Source organism: Streptomyces sp. CB01580, from assembly GCF_001905795.1.
Classification (GTDB): domain Bacteria; phylum Actinomycetota; class Actinomycetes; order Streptomycetales; family Streptomycetaceae; genus Streptomyces.
In genome coordinates, this window is record NZ_LIXJ01000004.1 from 437,809 (window position 1) to 456,436 (window position 18,628).

11 protein-coding genes and 2 pseudogenes are annotated in these 18,628 nt (G+C 70.2%); 1 reads left to right on the forward strand and 12 read right to left on the reverse strand.

The features are described from left to right. Positions 1-20 precede the first annotated feature (20 nt). Positions 21-1,007: pseudogene (locus AMK22_RS10005) on the forward strand (serine/threonine-protein kinase); the annotation flags it as partial. Positions 1,008-1,011: 4 nt separating this feature from the next. On the opposite strand, the gene AMK22_RS10010 reads toward AMK22_RS10005, so the two are convergent. From AMK22_RS10010 to AMK22_RS10065, 12 genes and pseudogenes are all read right to left on the reverse strand, one after another. Continuing rightward, on the reverse strand, positions 1,012-2,277 hold the full coding sequence (locus tag AMK22_RS10010; RefSeq protein ID WP_073783433.1) for a S8 family serine peptidase: 1,266 nt from the start codon (positions 2,275-2,277) through the stop codon (positions 1,012-1,014). A gap of 353 nt (positions 2,278-2,630) precedes the next feature. Then, positions 2,631-3,194, reverse strand: a pseudogene (locus AMK22_RS10015) (AAA family ATPase). Between the two features lie 232 nt (positions 3,195-3,426). Then, positions 3,427-4,713 carry a type VII secretion-associated serine protease mycosin gene (gene mycP / locus AMK22_RS10020; RefSeq protein ID WP_338014146.1) on the reverse strand — a complete coding sequence of 429 codons (1,287 nt, stop codon included), beginning with the start codon at positions 4,711-4,713 and terminating at the stop codon, positions 3,427-3,429. 166 nt (positions 4,714-4,879) lie between these two features. Further along, on the reverse strand, positions 4,880-6,307 hold the full coding sequence (locus AMK22_RS39120; RefSeq protein WP_073783437.1) for a hypothetical protein: 1,428 nt from the start codon (positions 6,305-6,307) through the stop codon (positions 4,880-4,882). A 56-nt stretch (positions 6,308-6,363) separates the two neighbouring features. Further along, positions 6,364-6,825 (reverse strand): hypothetical protein, encoded by a 462-nt coding sequence (locus AMK22_RS10030; RefSeq protein ID WP_073783439.1) that lies wholly within the window; start codon positions 6,823-6,825, stop codon positions 6,364-6,366. 174 nt (positions 6,826-6,999) lie between these two features. After that, positions 7,000-9,336 carry a xanthine dehydrogenase family protein molybdopterin-binding subunit gene (locus AMK22_RS10035; RefSeq protein ID WP_073783441.1) on the reverse strand — a complete coding sequence of 779 codons (2,337 nt, stop codon included), beginning with the start codon at positions 9,334-9,336 and terminating at the stop codon, positions 7,000-7,002. After that, positions 9,333-12,152, reverse strand: a complete 2,820-nt coding sequence (locus AMK22_RS40685; RefSeq protein ID WP_242433899.1) for a (2Fe-2S)-binding protein — start codon at positions 12,150-12,152, stop codon at positions 9,333-9,335. The genes AMK22_RS10035 and AMK22_RS40685 overlap by 4 nt, the downstream gene beginning before the upstream one ends. Then, positions 12,149-13,045 carry an FAD binding domain-containing protein gene (locus AMK22_RS10045; protein ID WP_073783443.1) on the reverse strand — a complete coding sequence of 299 codons (897 nt, stop codon included), beginning with the start codon at positions 13,043-13,045 and terminating at the stop codon, positions 12,149-12,151. The genes AMK22_RS40685 and AMK22_RS10045 overlap by 4 nt, the downstream gene beginning before the upstream one ends. 423 nt (positions 13,046-13,468) lie before the next feature. After that, a complete protein-coding gene (locus AMK22_RS10050; RefSeq protein WP_073783445.1) occupies positions 13,469-15,136 on the reverse strand; it encodes a beta-N-acetylhexosaminidase in 1,668 nt (555 codons plus the stop codon). A gap of 4 nt (positions 15,137-15,140) precedes the next feature. Next, positions 15,141-16,022, reverse strand: a complete 882-nt coding sequence (locus AMK22_RS10055) for a carbohydrate ABC transporter permease (protein WP_073783447.1) — start codon at positions 16,020-16,022, stop codon at positions 15,141-15,143. After that, complete coding sequence (locus tag AMK22_RS10060; protein ID WP_242433900.1) at positions 16,019-17,107, reverse strand: carbohydrate ABC transporter permease; 1,089 nt, start codon at positions 17,105-17,107, stop codon at positions 16,019-16,021. Before AMK22_RS10060 ends, AMK22_RS10055 begins: the two co-directional genes overlap by 4 nt. A gap of 2 nt (positions 17,108-17,109) precedes the next feature. After that, a complete protein-coding gene (locus AMK22_RS10065) occupies positions 17,110-18,414 on the reverse strand; it encodes an extracellular solute-binding protein (RefSeq protein ID WP_073783449.1) in 1,305 nt (434 codons plus the stop codon). Positions 18,415-18,628 lie beyond the last annotated feature (214 nt).

Here is an 18,628-nt window from a genome sequence, read left to right on the forward strand (position 1 = left end):
GCCTCGCGACAAGGAGACCCATGAAACCGCTCGGCCCAGGAGACCCGCTCCGGCTCGGCCCCTACCGTCTCCACGGTGTACTCGGCGAAGGCGGGATGGGCAAGGTCTACCTCGGGCAGGACCGTGACGGCCGCCGCGCCGCGGTGAAATCACTGCGGCCCGAGCTGTCGCATGATCAGCAACTCGTACAACGCTTCGTACGCGAGGCGCAGACCGCACGAACGGTCACCAGCGGGAGCGTAGCTCGGGTGCTGGACGCGCAGGTCGAGGGCGGGCGCCCGTGGATCGCCAGTGAGTTCCTGCCCGGTCCCGACCTGGAAAAGGCAGTCGCCTCCCACGGCCCGCTGGACGGCCCGACCGTGTGCGTCCTGGCCTCGGCCCTGGCCCGCGCCCTGCGCGATGTCCATGCCGCCGGCATCGTGCACCGCGATCTCAAACCGGCGAACATCGTGCTGACTTCGGACGGACCGCGCGTCATCGACTTCGGCATCGCCCGTCCCGAACACGGTCTCACCCTGACGACCACGGGGCAGATTCCCGTCACCCCCGGATACGGCGCCCCCGAGCAGGTACTCGGCCACCGGGTGGGCCCGGCCGCCGATGTCTTCTCCCTGGGTGCTGTGCTGACGTACGCCGCAGGCGGACAACGCGCCTTCACGGGCGGTCACGTCGCCGCCGTACAGTACGAAGTCGTGCACGGAGAGCCCCGGTTGTCGCACATCCCCGAGCAGCTGCGTGCCCTCATCGCTCCCTGCCTCGCCAAGGAACCCGGACTGCGCCCCGGACCGGAACAGATCGCCCAGGCGTTCGCGCCCCCACGACGAGCCGAGAAGGTCTGGCGACAGAGCAGCCTGATGCCCTTGATCGACCAGTACGAGACCGAGGCGAGGCGGCTGCTCCCCGCAGTCGGCCCGCCTGCGCCGATGAGTCACGCGCGGCGCAGGTTCCTGACAGCGCTCACCGCTGGAGGGGCCGCACTCGCCGTGGGCGGCGGGACGGCCGCGTGGCGGCTCAGGGACGGCTGAGCCGCGCACGGCGCCGGTCGGCCATCAGCAGCGGACCCGCAATGCCGACACAGAGCACGCCGACCGCGCACATCGCGAGAGCGGCCCAGAAGGATGCGCTGTGCCCGCCGTCCGTCACGGACGACATGGGAGCGTCCAACACGGGCGCGGCACCCGCCTTGTCGGCATGCTCCTTCGACGGCGTCGGCGACGGGGAGGACGCGGGCCGGGGTGGGGGCGGCGAAGCGGTGCGGTAGTCGGGGATCGGGTCCTTGTCGGCCGCTCCGGGGTCGCCCGGCGCCTTCAGCGCGACACGGGGACGGACGGCGCCGTATCCGACGTAGTCGTTGCGCACGGCCCCGCTGGTGGGACCGCTGGCCGTGTTCACCATCACGCGCAGAACCTGGTTCGCCGTCCACGTGGGGTGCTCGGCCCAGATCAGCGCAGCGGAAGCGGAGACGAGAGCGGTTGCCACCCCGGTGCCGCGGCTCCTGCACAGCCCGGTCCCGCCGGCGCATGCGCTGATCACGTCCTCGCCAGGGGCACTGAGATCCACGGTGATCCCCACACCGGCCTTCTTGATCGCCTTCAGGTCCTTGCCGATGCCCGTGACACCGACAACTCCGGGCGTCGCAGCCGGGTACCCCACCTGCGGATCGTCGACGCCGAAGTCACCGACGGCCGCGAAAATCAGCTTTCCCTTGCTCCGCGCGTACTCCACGGCATCCCGCACCGGTTGGTCGTCCGTGTACGTGCCGAACGACACACTGATGATCTTGGCCTCGGAGTCGGCCGCATATCGAATGGCCGGAGCCAGCCCTTTGTTGATCTCCTCGCTCTGCGCGGCAGCGTTGCCGACGCCCCGTCCATCGGGGATCACCAGAGGAAGGATCTTGGCCCCCGGAGCGAGCCCGTACGCACTCTCCCGGCCACCGAGCCCCCTGCCGGTACCGGCGATCACGGAAGCCGCCGTGGTGCCGTACTCGTCCAGCTTCGCGGCGTCCGCCCCCGCGAAGCTCTTGACCGGGAGAAGCCGCCCCGCCAACTCGGGAACTTCACGCACGCGGGTATCGATGAGAGCGACCGTGACGCCCTTCCCGGTGCTGGTCCGCCATATCTCTTGGGCCTTCATGGCGTTGAGGTGCCATTGATCGGAAAAGACGGTGTCCGCCTGCGCGGGTGCGGCCACGCCACCGGCCAGCAAAAACGCCAACGCGGCCAACACACACGCTCGTTGAAGCGTCCGCTTCCTCTCACTGCTGCGCATACGCATACGCCCCCCTGCCCCGGTTTCGTCCCCAACTCTGTCACGAGCCCCTCGTACTACGCCCCAGTGCCCCCTCCCGGCAACGTTCGCCTCGTCGCATGACGGCACCAGGCCGTCCGAGCGCTGCCCGATCTGATGCCCATCGCCGTAGGTGCCTTCTGTTTCCTTCTCGCTGCGGCTCTTCGTGGTGTTGTGTCCACCGTCGGTGCCACAAGCCTCCGGACGGGGGACGCGACGTTCCGGCCCCGACGCGATGCCGTTCTCTGGGCAGCCCCGCATCGCACGCATGGCCGACGATGAGCGGACGTCCTGCTGGTGGCCGTACCGGACAACGTCTGCCTCACCACGTGGGCGCGGGCTCAGCCCCTCACCCTCGCTTCCTCCAATCCGCCCAGCACCGCGTCAACCGTCTGGTCCACACTCTGCCCAGTCGTGTCCAGCCAGGGCCCGACCCTCGGCGTCTCCCCCCGCAGCACCCGATCCAGCGCCTCGACCCTCCACCCGGCCCCGTAACCTCTCTTGACTCGCCTGGCCTCTCGTTCGGCCACGGCCCGTGCTTCGGGAGCGAGCACGACCACGTACAGCGGCCGCGTGCGTACGAAGCCGAGGTATGTGTCAACTCCTCGCTCACCACCACGTCCTGGACCACCGCGGTCCAGCCCTCTTCCACATACGTGTCGGCCGTCATCGCGGACAGTCGGTACCGGAGCCGGAGTTGGGCTGCGGCCCGGCACCAACTCGGCCTGCCCCGGCACCACCATCCGCCGGAAGACGTCACCCCGCACGTGCACGGCCCGCGGCAACCGCTCTGCAAAAGCCTGGGCGACGGTGGACTTCCCGGAGGCCATCACACCGGTGATGAGGATGACGACGGGGCCCGGTCCTTCGTGTTGGACGGCCTCTCGGCCGCGTACGGACTTCATCGTGTCCATGCCGTGCGCCATTCGGATGCTTCTTCTGACGTTTCAATGACCGCCTTCGCCAGCCTGCATCGCTCCGAAGGCCGTCGCCGGAACAGGACGGCCGCATCAGAGCCCGGCGTGGTCGAGGCACCGCCCAACGACAGGATCACCGCGCCCGGAAGGACCGCCCGGCATCACTGCCTTCGCCTGGCACTGCCGGGTGGGCCTCCCCCGCGAGCACGGCGATCCACACTCACCTCGGCGGATCGCCCTGGTTCGGTGCTCCGCCGTACGGCGCGTCGGCACCTTGGCCGCCCTGCGGCGAAGGATAGGGCGCGTACGACGGCTGTTGATGTGCCTGCGGCGGCGACTGGTAGCCCTGCGACGGCAGCGGATATCCGTGCGACGGCTGATGTGAAGGGGAAGGCGGAGCCGCGGCCGCGACCCGACGACGGCGGGAGCGGATGGCGACGAAGGTCACCACGCCACCGACGAGAGCAACCGCGAGGACGCCCAAGCCGATCCAAAGCGGCGTGTTGTCGCCGTGATCGTCGGCAGCCGGAGACACAGCAGCGGGCTTGTCGCCTTCCTTAACGCCGTCACCTGCCTTGGATGGCTGAGCGGAAGGAGACGGGGAGGCCACCGCAGCAAGGTCAGGGAGCGGGTAGACATCGGCCGGACCGGGATCGCCCGGATCCTTCAAGGCGATGCGAGGACGGACAGCGCCATACCCCACGTAGTCATTGCGCTTGTCGCCACCGGTAGGGGTGCCAGCGGTGTTCAGCATGACGCGGAGGACCTGGTTGTTGGTCCAGTCAGGGTGCTTGGACCAGATGAGGGCGGCGGAAGCGGAGGCGATGGCCGTGGCGTCGCTGGTTCCGTGGGATTTGCACAGGCCTCCTGGGCCACCACACGCGTGGACCATCTCCTCTCCTGGCGCCGACAGGTCCACCTGCGCCCCGTATTGGGATTCTTCAGTCTTCTTTCCACTTTTATCCAGCGCCCCCACTCCAACAACACCGGGAGTCGCCGCCGGATATTCCAATCCGTTCCCTTTGTTTCCAGAATTTCCAACCGCAGCAAAAATCAGCGCACCCTCTCCAAGGGCATACTTCACCGCGTTCGAAATTTCCTGTGAACCAGCTTCATCACCCTGCGAGATATTGATGATCTTTGCACCATTGTCCACAGCGAAACGGATCCCTTCGGAAACATCCTCGCTGAAGTTCATGCTCCCTGTGGCGCCGTTGACCTTTCCCGCATTATCTCGCAGACGAATGGGAAGGATTTTAGCGCCGGGAGCAAGGCCGAATGCGCCGTCGCCTCCACCCGACTTCCCTGTCCCGGCGATCAAGCCGGCCATCGCCGTTCCATGCGTCCCCTGGTCAACCCGTTCGTCACCGGGCGCTCCCTGCGCCAGGTCCAAGCCCTTGAGAACCTGCCCACCGAGATCGGGGTTCGAGGCATCCACACCGGTGTCGATGACCGCGACTGTGACATTTTTTCCAGTGCTCGACTCCCACATCTGCTCTGCCTTCATGACATCCAGATGCCACTGGTCCGACCGCACTGAATCCGCAGACGCGGGGGCAGTTCCACTCAGCAGCAGCCCCAGAACCGCGGCAGACACTGCGGTTGCGCAACAAACGGCTTTCGCGCGACTGCTACCGGTAAACATCCAATCCCTTTCAGCAAGTTCAAGCTGCTCAGTCGATGACCGGAGGAACTACGCGCCGTCCGTCGTGCTGCCAGGTCTCCTCATCCTCCGTGAGGTAGTCCGGCCTCTCGTTTCCCTCACGACGGTTGTCGGTCTGCCGCTGCGGAGTAAGTGCGCCGGCCCGTCCCATCGGTCCGCCGGCACCGCCGTTCTCGGCCCCGCGCACCAAACCGGTGCCCCCCGGAGTGAAAGGGCGGGCGCTCGTGCGGCCGGATGTCTGTGAGCGGCCACCAACCACTCCACCCGCCTCACCAGCCAGACGTCGACCGCCGGTCATTCCGTTCTGTCCACCGACGACACCGCTGCCCGCCCCCATGCCATGCCCCATTGGCGCACGTCCTGATTGGGTTCCCTCATTACCGATCACGGTGCCGCGGGGAAGGCCAACCGCCGGTCGTCCCGCAGCCTGCGAAGCCGGACGGCCACCTACAATGCCGTCTCCGCCCGGCAGCCGACCGGTGGGCCCGGTAACCGGACCCACCTTGCCCGTAGAAGGAGCCGGAGGCCGTACACCACTCAGCGTCCGGCCGCTATTGGTTGTCGGCGAGACGGGCCCTGTGCGGACAACGGGGGGAGTCCCTCCAAGCACTGGAGTACGGTCGGCCGGGCCTCCACTGGACGGGCTGAGTGGAGGCGCTGACGGTGTCGACGGGGGGTCCGGAAGCACAGCGACGCTGTCTATCTCCATGTCCACCGGTCGCTGGGCCGAATGAACTGTCATTGACGGAACGCTCGCCGTCCTGGGCTGAACGGCCTCCACGGCTTCCGACTCAGGGCCACGAACATTCCTGGTAGCCGCGTCCGTGTATCCCCCTGCGACAGCAGGGGCCACACCCCGTTGGCGATACTGGCCGCTTCCCCCTGCCCGGTCGGCCTTGTCCTTCAGCGCGATCGCCTCCGGAACAGCCGGGAACACCGGCTTGTCCAGCCCCTTCATCTGAGTCGTCGAGTGGGTGTACGCCTGCGACAGCCTCCGCATCTGCGCGGCCGCCGCCTCCCGGTCCGCGTTCAGCGTCTCCGTGGACTGCCTGACCACGTCCTTCGCGTCCGGATCGTTCCGTGCCCCGAGAGCCGCTTCCAGGTTCGCCTTCATGTCCGCGTTCGCGCGGGGAGTCGACGTCTGCGCCAACACAATCGCGTTCGACGCTTCACTGAGCCAGTGCGAAGCGCCCTTGCTGTAATCGCCGAGGCGCAGGGTCGCGTTGGCCAGGTCCGCACTCCACCTACGGAACGCGTCGGCCCCTTCACCCTTCCACTCCACCCACTGCGGGCGGATCTTGAGCTCTGCGGCGATCTTTCGGATCTCGGTAGCCGCACTCAGCAGACGATCCGCCGCAGCCTGGAGTTCGTGGCTGTTGGCGTGATCCAGCCACTGCAGCATCTCTTCGTGAGTCTTGTTGTCGAAGTTCGTACCCATGACGCGTCTCTCTCCCCGTCCCCGTTATGCGCGCCCACGTCGCATCCCCGTCGGCATCAGTAGGAAGTCTCGCCAGGCTTTTTGCCCTTCAGCGCCGTCTGCTCTGCCGCGTAGTGGGCGTTCGTGCGGTTCTGGATCGCGAGCATCCGGTCTCGTACGTCCAGGTCGACGTGCTCGTAGCCCTTGTGGGAAGCAAGCACCGCGATGCTCATGCCCTCGATGGAGTCCGACAGCAGCCTGGACAATTGCTCCAGTTCCTTGATGACCGTGGAGTACACGCCGTGCAGCGCGTTCGCCTCCGCCCACTCACCGCTGTCGCCCCCGAAGTGCGTACGCGCCACGCGGTCCTGGCCGACCTTTCCTGGGCCGGCCGGTGAGCCCTTGAGATCGCGCAGGAGTTCGTCGACGCGGTCACGGAACTTGGTGAACGACGAGAGCTCGGTGACAAGGTCGCCCACCGCGGTCTGGGCGACGGCGCCGATCGGGCTGATGGCGCCCAGGGCTCCGAGACCGCCCATGACGGCCGATGACAATGGCGAAGACTCGACTCCCGGTTCGTTCTGTCCCACAGCAACCCCTCCCCCGTCCGGCAACAGCCGATCACTGCTCAGGTGTTCACCTTAGTCAACCCCCATGACAGCGTGCACCTCCGGGTTGCACCTGCAACCCGGATCTCGCCAACGGTGCAGGGGTCAGGAGTTGGGGGTCACCACCGCCGACTGGGGCCTGATCGGGAGACGGTTGATGGGGCGGCCGGTGGCGGCCCTCACCGCTGCGGCGACGGCGGCGGGAGAGGTCACGACGGGGACCGCGGAGGCCGGCTTGGCGCCGAAGGGGGCGACCACGTCACGTTCTTCGAGGAGTTTGACGATGCGAATGTCGGGCGCGTCCAAGGCGGTCGGGAGCGAGTAGCCGGTGAGGTCGGGGTGACGGACCAGGCCGCGAGTGGTGCGGAGGTTCTCGGTGAGAGCCGCGCCGATGCCCTGGGTGACGCCCGCCTCGATGCGGGCGGCCAGCTGTGACGGGTTGAGGATCCGGCCGACGTCCTGGGCGACCGCCATCTCCACCACGCGTACGGAGCCCAGTTCGATGTCGACGTCCACCACCGCTCGGATCGCGCAGAAGGCGAGGCCGACGAAGGCGTCGCCCTGGCCCGACTCGTCCAGGGGCTCGGTCGGGTGGGGGCGGCACTGGGCGGTGGCCCAGAGTTCCTTGCCGTCCATGGCCTCGGTGACCGTCGTGGACAGCACGCCGTCGTACGACGTGATCTTGCCGTCGTTGATCTGCAACAGTTCCGTGGACATGCCGAACTTGTGGGCCAGCGGCTGGAGAAGCTGCGTACGGACCATCTTGGCGGCGCGTTCCACCGCTCCGGCGGAGACCCAGGTGTGGCGGCCGTGCGTGGCCGGACCGGCCGGGGGCTGATCGGTGTCGACGGGCGCGACATGCACCTCCTCGACGCCCAGGGTCTCGTGGACCACCTGGCGGGCGAGGGTGGAGAAGCCCTGACCCGTCTCGACCGCCGCGCAGATGACCGTGGCGACGCCGCCGTGGACCCTGACCGTGGCCGTGGAGACCTCGTCGGCACCCTCCGCGCCGAGCATGTGGACCATGCCGAGCGCGTAGCCGACGCCCCGTCGCACCGCGCCGGGTTCGCCCGCGCCCTCCGGGCCGCCGGGGAGCAACCAGTCGGCCTCCGGGGTGTCCTTGGGAAGAGTGGGAAGGGGGAAGTCACGGACGGCTTGGAGGAGTTCGGCCACCGGTGCCGGGCAGGTCACCGTCTGACCGGTGGGCAGGATGTCGCCGGTGGCCAGGGCGTTGCGCATGCGCAGTTCGGCCGGATCCATACCGAGCTTGACGGCCAGCTTGTCCATCTGGCCCTCGTACGCCGCGCACACCTGCATCGCACCCTCGCCGCGCACATGGCCGGACGGCGGGTTGTTCGTACGGACGGCCCAGCCCTCGATGAACGCGTGCGGCACGACGTACGGGCCGCAGGCGAACGCGACTGCCGCGGCCAGCGATTCGGACGACGAGTCGGCGTACGCCCCCGCGTCGAGCAGGATCTGGGCCTCGACCTTCACCAGTCGGCCCTCGGTGTCCGCGTGGTGGCGGTAGCGCAGGAGGGTGGGATGGCGGTGGGCGTGACCGAGGAAGGACTCCTCGCGGGTGGCGGTCAGCTTGACCGGGCAGCCGGTGCGCAACGCGAGGAGTCCCAGAGGCAGTTGGAAGCCGGGGTCCTCGCGGTCGCCGGTCGCGCCGGGCACGCCGGTGACGACCACCTTCACCCGGTCCGGTTCGAGGCCGAAGCAGGCGGCGGCGAGGTCGCGGTCGGTGTGCGGGTCGGTGGAGGCGGTGTAGATCTCCACGCCGCCGTCGGGGCGGGGCACGGCCAGTCCGGCCTCGGCGCCGATCGGGGCCGGGTCCTGGCGGCCGATGCGGTACAGGCCCTCGACGACGACGTCCCCGGTGGCCTCCGGGTCGCCGTAGCGCAGCGGGATGTGGCGGATCAGGTTGCCGTCGGGGTGCAGCGGTTCGGCGGCGAACGCCTTCTCCGGGTCGGTGACCGGATCGAGGACCTCGTACTCGACGGCGATGGCCGCGGCGGCGAGGCGGGCCGTGTCGGGGTGGTCGGCGGCGACCGCGGCGATCGGTTCGCCGTGGTGGCGTACGACGTCGGAGGCGAAGACCGGACGGTCGACCACCTTGCGTCCGTACGCGCCCTCCCCCGGTACGTCCGCGTGGGTCACGACGGCCCGTACCCCCGGCATCCGGGCGGCGCCCGAGGTGTCGATGGAGACGATACGGGCGTGCGGATGCGGGGATCGGAGGACGGCCGCCCACAGCAGCCCCTCGGCCCAGAGGTCGGCGGCGTACGGGAAGGTGCCCTCGGTCTTCGCGCGCGCGTCGGCGGGCATGAGGGAGACGCCGAGGCCGAGCGCGGCCGGCTCGGTGTCGGTTCCCTCGGCCTGCGGGGTGGCGATCCGTGTGCTGGTCGCGGTGGCCGCGGTGGCCGCGTCCTTGCTCACGCCATGCCTCCGTCCTGCGGGAGCGGCTGGACACCGGCGGCGCCGGAGGACGCCTGGTGCGGGATGTGGGGCTCGTCGGACTCCGGGGACGTGGAGTCCGACGAAACGGGGGCGGTGGGTGCTTCGCGGCCCGCGATGACCTCGTTCACGGCGTCGAGTACGCCGCGGTAGCCGGAGCAGCGGCAGAGATTGCCGCAGAGCGCCTGGCGCGTCTCCAGTTCGCTGGGGGCGTGGTTGCCCTCCAGCAGGTCGTGGACGGTCATCGCGATGCCCGGGATGCAGAAACCGCACTGGACCGCACCGCACTTGGCGAGGGCGCGCTGGACGTCGGACGGTTCGCCGTTCACGGCCAGGCCCTCGACCGTGCGGACTTCGCTGCCGGCCGTGGTGGCCGCGGGGACCAGGCAGGACGCGACCAGGCGCCCGTCCACCTGGACGTTGCAGGCACCGCACTCGCCCTGCGAGCAGCCGTCCTTGGCGCCGGCGAGGCCGAGACGCTCGCGGAGTACGTAGAGCAGCGACTCGCCGATCCAAGCGTCGGTGACGGGACGGTCGGTGCCATTCACGTGCAGGACGTAGGAGACGGCGGGATGCTCGTCGGGAACGCCCAACGGCTGCGGGTCGGCCTGCTCGGAGTCGGCGGACTCCGTGTCGGTGGGCTGCGGGTCGGTGGGCTGCGGGTCAACCTGCTGCGGGTCGGCCTGCTGCGGGTCGGCCTGCTCGGAGTCGGTGGACCGGGGGGCCGTGGGCTGCGGTTCGGCCGGGTGTGATCCGGTCGGCTCCGGATCGGTCGGCTCCGAGGCGGCGGGCTCCGAGGCAGCGGGCTCGGGATCGGCGGGGTGGAGATCCGCGGGGTGGAGATCACTGGACCGGGGGTCGGCCTGCGGGTGCGGCTCGGCGGAGTCCGCCCGGGTCGCCTCCGCCTCGATCGCCTCCGCCTCGGCGAGGCGGGCCTCCGCGGGCCGCGTGTCCGGCGACGGGGGCTCCGACGGAGAGTTGTCCGGCGGGGTCTCCGGTGACGACGTGTCGGTGGGCGCGCCGGAAGCCCCGTCCGACAGTGGAAGGGCTGCCTCCACGATGCGCTCGGCACCGGCACCGGCACCAGCACCAGCACGGGGCTCGGGGTCGGCATCGTCGTCGGGGGCCGCAGGCTGCGCGGGGGGCGCCCCGGGAACGGGCGCGTCCGCGGAAGCGGGAACGGGAACGGGAACGGGAACGGGAGCCGGATCGGTGACCAACACGGTTCCGGTGGCGGCACCGGGGCCGGAGCCGTCCCCGGCGGACACCTCCGGGGCCGCCTCGGCCGTCCGAGGGGTGTCCTCGTACGCCACGGGCGCCGCATCGGAGTGCACGTCGGTGCTCGCCCGGGGAGAGGTCGCCGAGGGGTCGGCGGCGGTCGGCTCCGTCGCGGGTGCGGCGGCGTTCTCCGGTGTCCGCTCCGGTTCGACAGCCTCACCGGGCGCGCGCGCGCCGGGCATGGGCGCTCCGGGATCGGGCGCGGGGACCGGCTCGGGCTCGGACGCGTGGGCCGACTCGGTCGCGGGGCCGGTCGCGGGCTCGCGCTCGGCGCGGGGATCGGGCTGGACGTCGGTACGGTACTCGGGCTGGACGTCGGTACGGGACTCGGGCTGGTGCGGGGCATGGGTATCGGCCTCGGCTGCGGGGCCCTGCTCGGGCTCCGCCACCGGGTGCTGAGTCGCCCACGGCGCGGGCGCGCCGCCCGGCAGCGTGGCCGGCGGGGTCCGGTCCGCGTACCACTGGGAGGCCAGCGCCGAGGCCGCGAACTCGCCCGACTCCTCCGGCAGATCGCCCTCGGCGACCGGAATCGTCCACTGGCCGGTGTGCCCGGAGCCACCGACATGACCGGTCTGGCCGGTGTGGTCCGTGTGACCGGTGTGGTCGGTGCTGTGGTCGCTGAGGCCCGGCTGGACGCCGGAGTCGGTCTGCCCGCTGCGACCGGGGTGCTCGACGTGCTCGGTGTGGTGAGGGGTGTGGTCGGTGTAGCCGGTGTGGTTGGCGTGATCGTTGTGATCCGCGTGAGTTGCCGGGCCGCCGTGGCCCGCCGGAGTCGCTTGCGCACCCTGACCGGCGGCCCCGCCGTATGCGTCGTAACCGGTGTAGCCCTCGTAGCCGGAAAGGTCCGTGTGCCCGGTGTGACCTGCGTGGTCGACCTGATCAACGTGGTCGACGTGGCCAGTGAGGTCGACATGACCGGTGTGATCGACATGTCCGGCGTACCCGCCGGGCTCGACATGCCCGCCGGGCTCGACATGCCCGCCGGGTCCGGCGTGCCCACCATGCCCGCCAGGCTCGACATGCCCGACGGACCCGGTGTCAGCGGCCTCGTGGAAGTTCCACTGGCCCGTCGCGGCCGGGTCCTCGTACTGCGGCGTCTGCGGGTATCCGTATCCGTACGACGCCTGCTGCTGGTTCGGGTCCGGCCAGTGCACCGCGTCCGGCGCCGTCGGGGCGGGCTGCTCCGTTGACGGGGCCTGCTCCTGATGGCTCTGCGGTTGCGCGACCCAGTTCTGCGTGGTCGTGGGGTCGAACCCGGCGGCGGGGGTCAACGGCACGATCATCGGCGGTACATAGCCGTGGCCGGGCGCGGCCAGCGGGATGTTCGCCAGGTCCTCCGGCGACAGGTGGACGAAGGCGGTCGCCTCGGTGTCGAACTCGCCACCCTGCGGCGTCGGTTGCCAGCCGCCGTGCTGCGAAGCCTGCCGGGGCTGCTCGCCCTGCCCGTACCGCTCGCCCTGCTGGTACTGCTCCCCCTGACCGTACTGCTCGTGCTGCTTGTTGCGGTCCTCGTTGCTCACGACAGTGCCCTCCCCAGCGCGCGCCGGGCCAGTGCGGCGACGGTACGCCGCAGATGCAGTACGGCGGGGGGCAGCGGTGGTGCTTCTCCCCCCTCGACGGGCGGTGCCTGGTCCGGGATGCAGGCGGCGGCGACGTACTCGCCGAAGGCGGCCAACGCCTCGGGGGCCAGGCCCCGGGCTCCGTCCCAGTCGATCAGTGAGGCGATCCAGTGCTCGGCCTCCAGCGGGCGCAGCGGCATCGGCGCGATGGCGCCGACCGCGCAACGCACCCCGCGCCGGGCCGGGTCGAGGACTATCGCGACGGAAGCGGTGGCACGGCCGGGGCCCGTGCGGCCGGTGGCCTTGAGGAAGACCTGGGGGGCGTGCAGCAGCGGTACGCGGACGAAGCCGATCAGCTCGGCCGGTTCGAGCATGTCGCGGCCGGCCAGCAGGTGCGAGACCGGGATCTCCCGACGGGTGCCGTTCGGGCCCGCGATGACGAGGTCGGCCTCCAGGGCGGCGAGGACCGGGAGGGAGTCGCCGGTCGGCGCGGCGGTGGCGATGTTGCCGCCGAGCGTTCCGGCGTTGCGGATCTGGGGCGGGCCCGCGGCGCGCGCGGCGGCGGCCAGGGCGGGAATGAGGGCGGCGAAGTCCGGCCGCCCCATGCGCGCGTGGGTGAGCCCCGCACCGAGCAGGGCGTGGCCGTCCTGGTAGTGCCAGCCGCGCAGCTCGCTGATGCGGCCGAGGCCGACCAGCCCCGAGGGACGCAACAGCCCCTTGTTGACGGCCGACATCAGGTCTGTTCCGCCCGCCACAGGAACGGCGGCAGGCATGGCGCCGAGTGCCGCCACGGCCTCGTCGAGCGAGGCCGGCAACGTCACGGACTGCGTCGCCTGCGGTGCGTGCGTGGTCAACCCAGCTGCCCCTTCCCGGTGTCCCGGCTGTCCGGCTTGTATCGCCGTACGGTACGTGCTCAAAGCCTGGACGTGGCAACTCTGGCACATCTTCCGACCGGGCCGACGCGAGGGTCCACGAAGGGCGTATCCGTCCGTGAGCAGGGGGAATGGTCCCGATTCGCTCCGCTTCGGCGTGGAGGAGGAATTGCCACTGTTCGGCGAATTCCATAGGGCTCGTCCTGTACGTCGTGCCTCTCGTACGGCCGACTTCCGTACGCCGGGCTTCCCGTACGAGCCGGTCCCGCGCGCCGTCCTTCCCGTATGCGGCCCTTCCCGTACGGAACGTCCTGCGGGTGGCCGGGCGCACGACACGGGAACGCTTCCGGCCGTCACGCTCCTTCGGGAGGGGCGTGACGGCCGGAAGCGGGGCGAAGGCGGGGATCACACGTTCGGGGGCGGTCCCTCCAAGGGGCGTCCGAGCACACCCGGGCGCTGCTGCCGGGGCAGCGGGCCGGACGGTGGCCGGTAGTCGACGCCCAGCGCGTCGAGTCGGGCATAGTGCGCGGTCATGCGCCGTTCGAAGGCGGCGAAGTCCCGGTCGGCGGAGGCGGGCAGCGGCGACCAGGCGACCTCGGCGAGCGCGGCGAGGCGGGGGAAGACCTGGTAGTCGACGCGGGCCCGGTTCTGCATGACCTCGGTCCAGACGTTGGCCTGGGTGCCGAGGATGTGACGGGCCGCCTCCTCGGAGAGGCCCGGGGGGACGGGCTCGAAGCGGTAGACGTCCTCCAGGGTGCGGATGAAGCCGATGGGCATCGGCTCGTCGGGGCCGCCGTCCTGACGGTGGTCCAGGTAGACGTGCTGTTCCGGACACATCACGACGTCGTGGCCGGCCTCGGCGGCGGTGACGCCTCCGCCGTAGCCGCGCCAGGACGAGACGGCGGCGCCCGCCGGGAGACCGCCTTCGAGGATCTCGTCCCATCCGATGAGACGGCGTCCGCGCGCGGTGAGCCAGGTGTCGAAGTGCCGGATGATCCAGGACTGGAGTTCGTCCTCGTTGGCCAGGCCGAGTTCCTCGATCCGGGACTGGGCGACCGCGGAGTCCTTCCACTGCTCCTTGCGGCACTCGTCGCCGCCGATGTGGATGAACGGCGAGGTGGCGGCGGGGAAGAGTTCCAGGATCTCTTCGAGGACGCCCTCGAAGAAGCGCAGGGTGTTGTCGGTGGGGGCGAGTACGTTGGCGTTGATGCCCCAGGTGTCCCAGACGGAGAGGGTGGTGGTGTCGATGACGTCGGTGTTGCCCAGTTCCGGGTACGCGGCGATGGCGGCCTGCGAGTGGCCGGGGATGTCGATCTCGGGCACGACCCGGATATGCCGCTCGGCGGCGTACGCGACGATCTCGCGGATGTCGTCCTGCGTGTAGTGGCCGCCGTGCGGGGTCTCGTCCCACAGCTCCGACGCCCGGTGGCCGTGCTTGGTGCGTGACCGCCAGGAGCCGACCTCGGTGAGCCTGGGGTGGCGCTTGATCTCGATGCGCCAGCCCTGGTCGTCGGTGAGGTGGAAGTGGAAGACGTTGAGCTTGTGGGCGGCGAGGAGGTCGAGGTAGCGCAGGACGTCGTCCTTGGGCAGGAAGTGCCGTGCCACGTCGAGCATCATGCCGCGCCAGGGGAAGCGGGGGGAGTCCTCGATCCGCGCGAAGGGGATGACGCGGCGCGTACCGGGGTTGACGGGCGCGCGCCGGAATGCCTCGGGGCCCAGGAGCTGACGCAGCGTCTGCGCGCCCCAGAAGACGCCCGCGGGGCTGCCTCCGGTGATCTCGACGCCGTCGGGGGTGGAGGCCAGCCGGTAGCCCTCGGGCTCCAGGACGGGGTCGAGTCCCAGCCGGATCGTGCGCGCGGCGTCCTCGCCGCCGGGGGCGAGCGGGAGGCCGAAGGCGGCGCCGAGGGTGGAGCGCAGCCAGCGTTCGGTGTTCTCGGTACCGGGGGCGGCCGTGATGGTGGTGGCGGAGTCCAGCGGGAGCCCGCCCGGCGCTCCGTCCCCCGCGCCGTCGGCGCCTGTGGGATCACCGCCGCCGACGGCGCGCACGGGGGCCGGGATGAGGTCCATGTCCATGACGTCAGTCCTTTACCGCCCCGCCCAGTCCCGAGACCAGACGGCGCTGTACGAGTACGAAGAAGACCAGCACGGGAATGGTCATCACCGTCGAGGCGGCCATGATCCCTCCCCAGTCGTTCTCGTCGGGTTTGAAGAAGACCAGCAGCGCCATCGGGAGCGTCGACTGGGAGGTGTCGCTGATGATGAACGACTTCGCGAACAGGAAGTCGTTCCAGGTCGAGATGAACGAGAAGACGCTGGTGGCGACCAGGCCGGGGAAGACCAGCGGGAAGAGGATCTGCCACAGGAAGCGGGTGCGGCTCGCGCCGTCGAGACAGGCGGCCTCCTCCAGGGCCTCCGGCACGGCGCGGACGAAGCCGCGCAGCATCCAGATCGCGAACGGCAGCGAGAAGGCGAGGTGCGGAAGGATCAGCGAGCCGAGCGTGTTCAACTGCCCGAAGTCCCGCATCAGGAAGAACAGCGGGATGGTCAGCGCCTCCACCGGCACCATCTGCGCGACCAGGAACATGATCAGCAGCGTGGTGCGGAACCGGAAGCGGAACCGCGTCACGGCCGTCGCCGCCAGGAAGGCGATCGCCGCGGAGACGAGGACGACCGTGCCGGCGACGATCACGCTGTTGAGGAAGTACCGTCCGAAGTCCTGCTGTTCGAAGACCCGGCGGAACGAGTCCAGGGACGGAGACAGCGTCCACGGGCGCGCTTCGGTGGACTGGATCTCCCCGGCCGGTTTGAAGGCGGAGAGCACCATCCAGTACAGCGGAAAGGCGACCGCGGCGGCGATCAGCAGGGCCGCGGCCTCGGCGGCCAGCCGGCCGGGCCGACGGACGCGCAGCGGGTTCGACCGGCCGGACCCACGGACGCGGAGCGTGTTCGGCGTGCTCACAGTTCCTCCCCCCGGCGCCGCATCAGGCGCAGGTAGACCAGCGTGACGGCCAGCAGGATCAGCAGCATCACGACGCCGATCGCCGAGCCGAGGCTGTACTGCGAGGACGCGAACGCCTTCTGGTACGCGTACACGTTGAGCACCAGGTTCTGGCCGGCGATGCCGCCGCCGTTGGTCATGACGTAGATCTGGGTGAAGACCTTGAAGTCCCAGATGATCGACTGGATGGTGACGACGAGGAGGATCGGCCGCAGCATCGGGGCCATGACCGACCGCCAGATCCGCCACTGCGAGGCCCCGTCCAGCGCCGCCGCTTCGAGGACCTCCGTGGGGATCGCCCGGATGCCCGCGTACACGGTCACCATCACGAACGGGAACGAGCACCACAGGACTTCGAGGAGCACCAGGGCGAAGGCGCTGTAGCGCCCGTACGTCCAGGAGAAGTCCCCGAGCCCCAGCACCCGGTTGACCGGGCCGAAGTCCGGGTCGAAGAGAAACACCCAGACGGTGGAACCGGTGATCGCGGGCGTCGCCCACGCGCCGAGCGCGGCCAGCATCAGCACCAGCCGCGGCACGGCCCGGATGCGGGTCAGCAGGACGGCGAGCGCGCAGCCGACCAGCAGCGTGGCCACGACGCAGGCCGCGGCGAAGACCACGGTCGCCAGGAGGACCTGCCAGAACTGGCCGTCGCCGAAGAGCGTCGCGTAGTTCCCGAACCCCTGGAAGGTGGTCGGCTCGCCGCCGCTCACCTGGGCCTGGGTGTACTCCAGGAACGAGATCAGGCCGAGCTGGTAGATCGGGTAGACGAGCAGCCCGCCGAGGAGGACGAGCGCGGGCAGCAGGTAGAGCCACGGGGTCCAGCCGGAGCGGTGGGCGGGCGAGGCGGGGCGGCGGCGGGGCCGGGGCGGGCGGACGCGGGCCGTGCCGGTCCCGCCGCCCGCTCCGGACGCACCCGGCGTCTTGTCCGCCGTGCCGGTGGCGGTACCGGCCGCCGTGCCGGTCGCGGCGCGCGCGCCGGTGACCGCGCCGTCCGGCCCGTCGCCCGCCGCGCTGCCCGCGGCGTCGTTCGTCGTGTTCGAGGTCATCGTCAGCCCGCGTCGGCGAACGCCGCGTCCATCTTCTTCGCCGCGTCGTCCGAGGCCGCCGCCACGTCCTTACGGCCGCTGACGATCTCCTGGAACATCGTCGGCAGGACCAGCGAGGAGTCGATGGAGCCCCAGCCGGGCGAGGCGGGGACGAACTTTGCGCCCGCGCCGAGCGTCTTGACGAACGGTTCGACGAACGGCTCCTTCTTCGCGACCGTGTCCCGCACGTCCGTGTACGTCGGCAGGAAGCCCATCGCGTCGAACATCTTCTCCTGGGTCCCCTTGCCGGTCAGGGACTTCATCAGGTCCACGGCGAGGGTGCGGTGCGGGCTGCTCTTGAGCACGCCGATGTTGTTGCCGCCCGCGAACGCCGGGGCGACGGAGCCCGCCTCGACTCCGGGCAGCGGCACCACCGCGTACTTGCCCTTCACGGCCCCCGCCTCGACGGCCGCGTGGCTGAAGTCGCCGCCGATCGCCATGGCGGCCTTGCCGGAGGCGAACGCGGTGACGGTCGCGTTGCCGCCCATGGAAGCGCACTTGGCTGCGGGGCAGTTGTCGTCGCCGAAGAGGGAGGTGTACGCCTCGATGCCCTTGCGGGCCTTGTCGCTGTTGATGGCCGCCTTGTACGTGCCGCCGCTCTCCTCGGCCAGTTCGCCACCGTTCGCCCAGATGAACGGCATCGCGCCGTAGGTGTACGCGCCGCCGACCGCCAGCCCGTACAGGTCCGGCTTCTTCTGGTGGATCTTCTTCGCGGTGGAGATCAGCTCGGCCTGGGACTTGGGGGCCTCGATCCCCAACTCCTCGAAGACGTCGGTGCGGTAGTACAGCGCCCGTACGCCGACGAAGAGGGGCGCCCCGTAGACCTTGTCGCCGACGGTGACGGACTGCTTGGCGGTCGGGTCGATGTCCTTGGCCTCGTCCCAGGCGGCGAACTCCTTGCTGACGTCCGCGAGTCCGCCGTCCTTGACGTATCCGGCGGTGTCCGTGTTGCCGTACTCGATGACGTCGGGGGCGCTCTTCGGGTCGTTGAACGCGGCCTTGATGCGCTGGGCGCGGGTGTCGACCGGGATGTACTCGACCTTCACCTTCGCCCCCTTGTGTGCCTTCTCGAACTCGGCGACCGCGGCGTCGACGACCTGTTCCTTGGGCTTGTTGCCGACCTCCTGGAAGAGCCAGACCCGCAGCGTGCCGGTCTTCTCGTCCCCCTTGGCACCGGTGTCGGAGGTCTGCGGCGCGCAGGCGGTGGCGGTGAGCCCCGCCAGCACAAGCGCCGCGGCCGGGGCGGCGATTCGGGCAGAAAGCTTCATCCGTGAACTCCTACCGCCAGGCGTTGCAACATGCGCAACGCGCGTTTCGTTCTGCACAACTGGCAGGAGAGTAGGTGCGCACGCGCGACGCCGACAAGTGGTCTCAACCACTCTGTGACCCAGGGACGCAGCCCGCGCAACGCATGCAGACCGTGCAATGCGTTCAGATCGCGCAATACGCGCAAATCACCTGATGGAGCCCGGACCGCGCGAC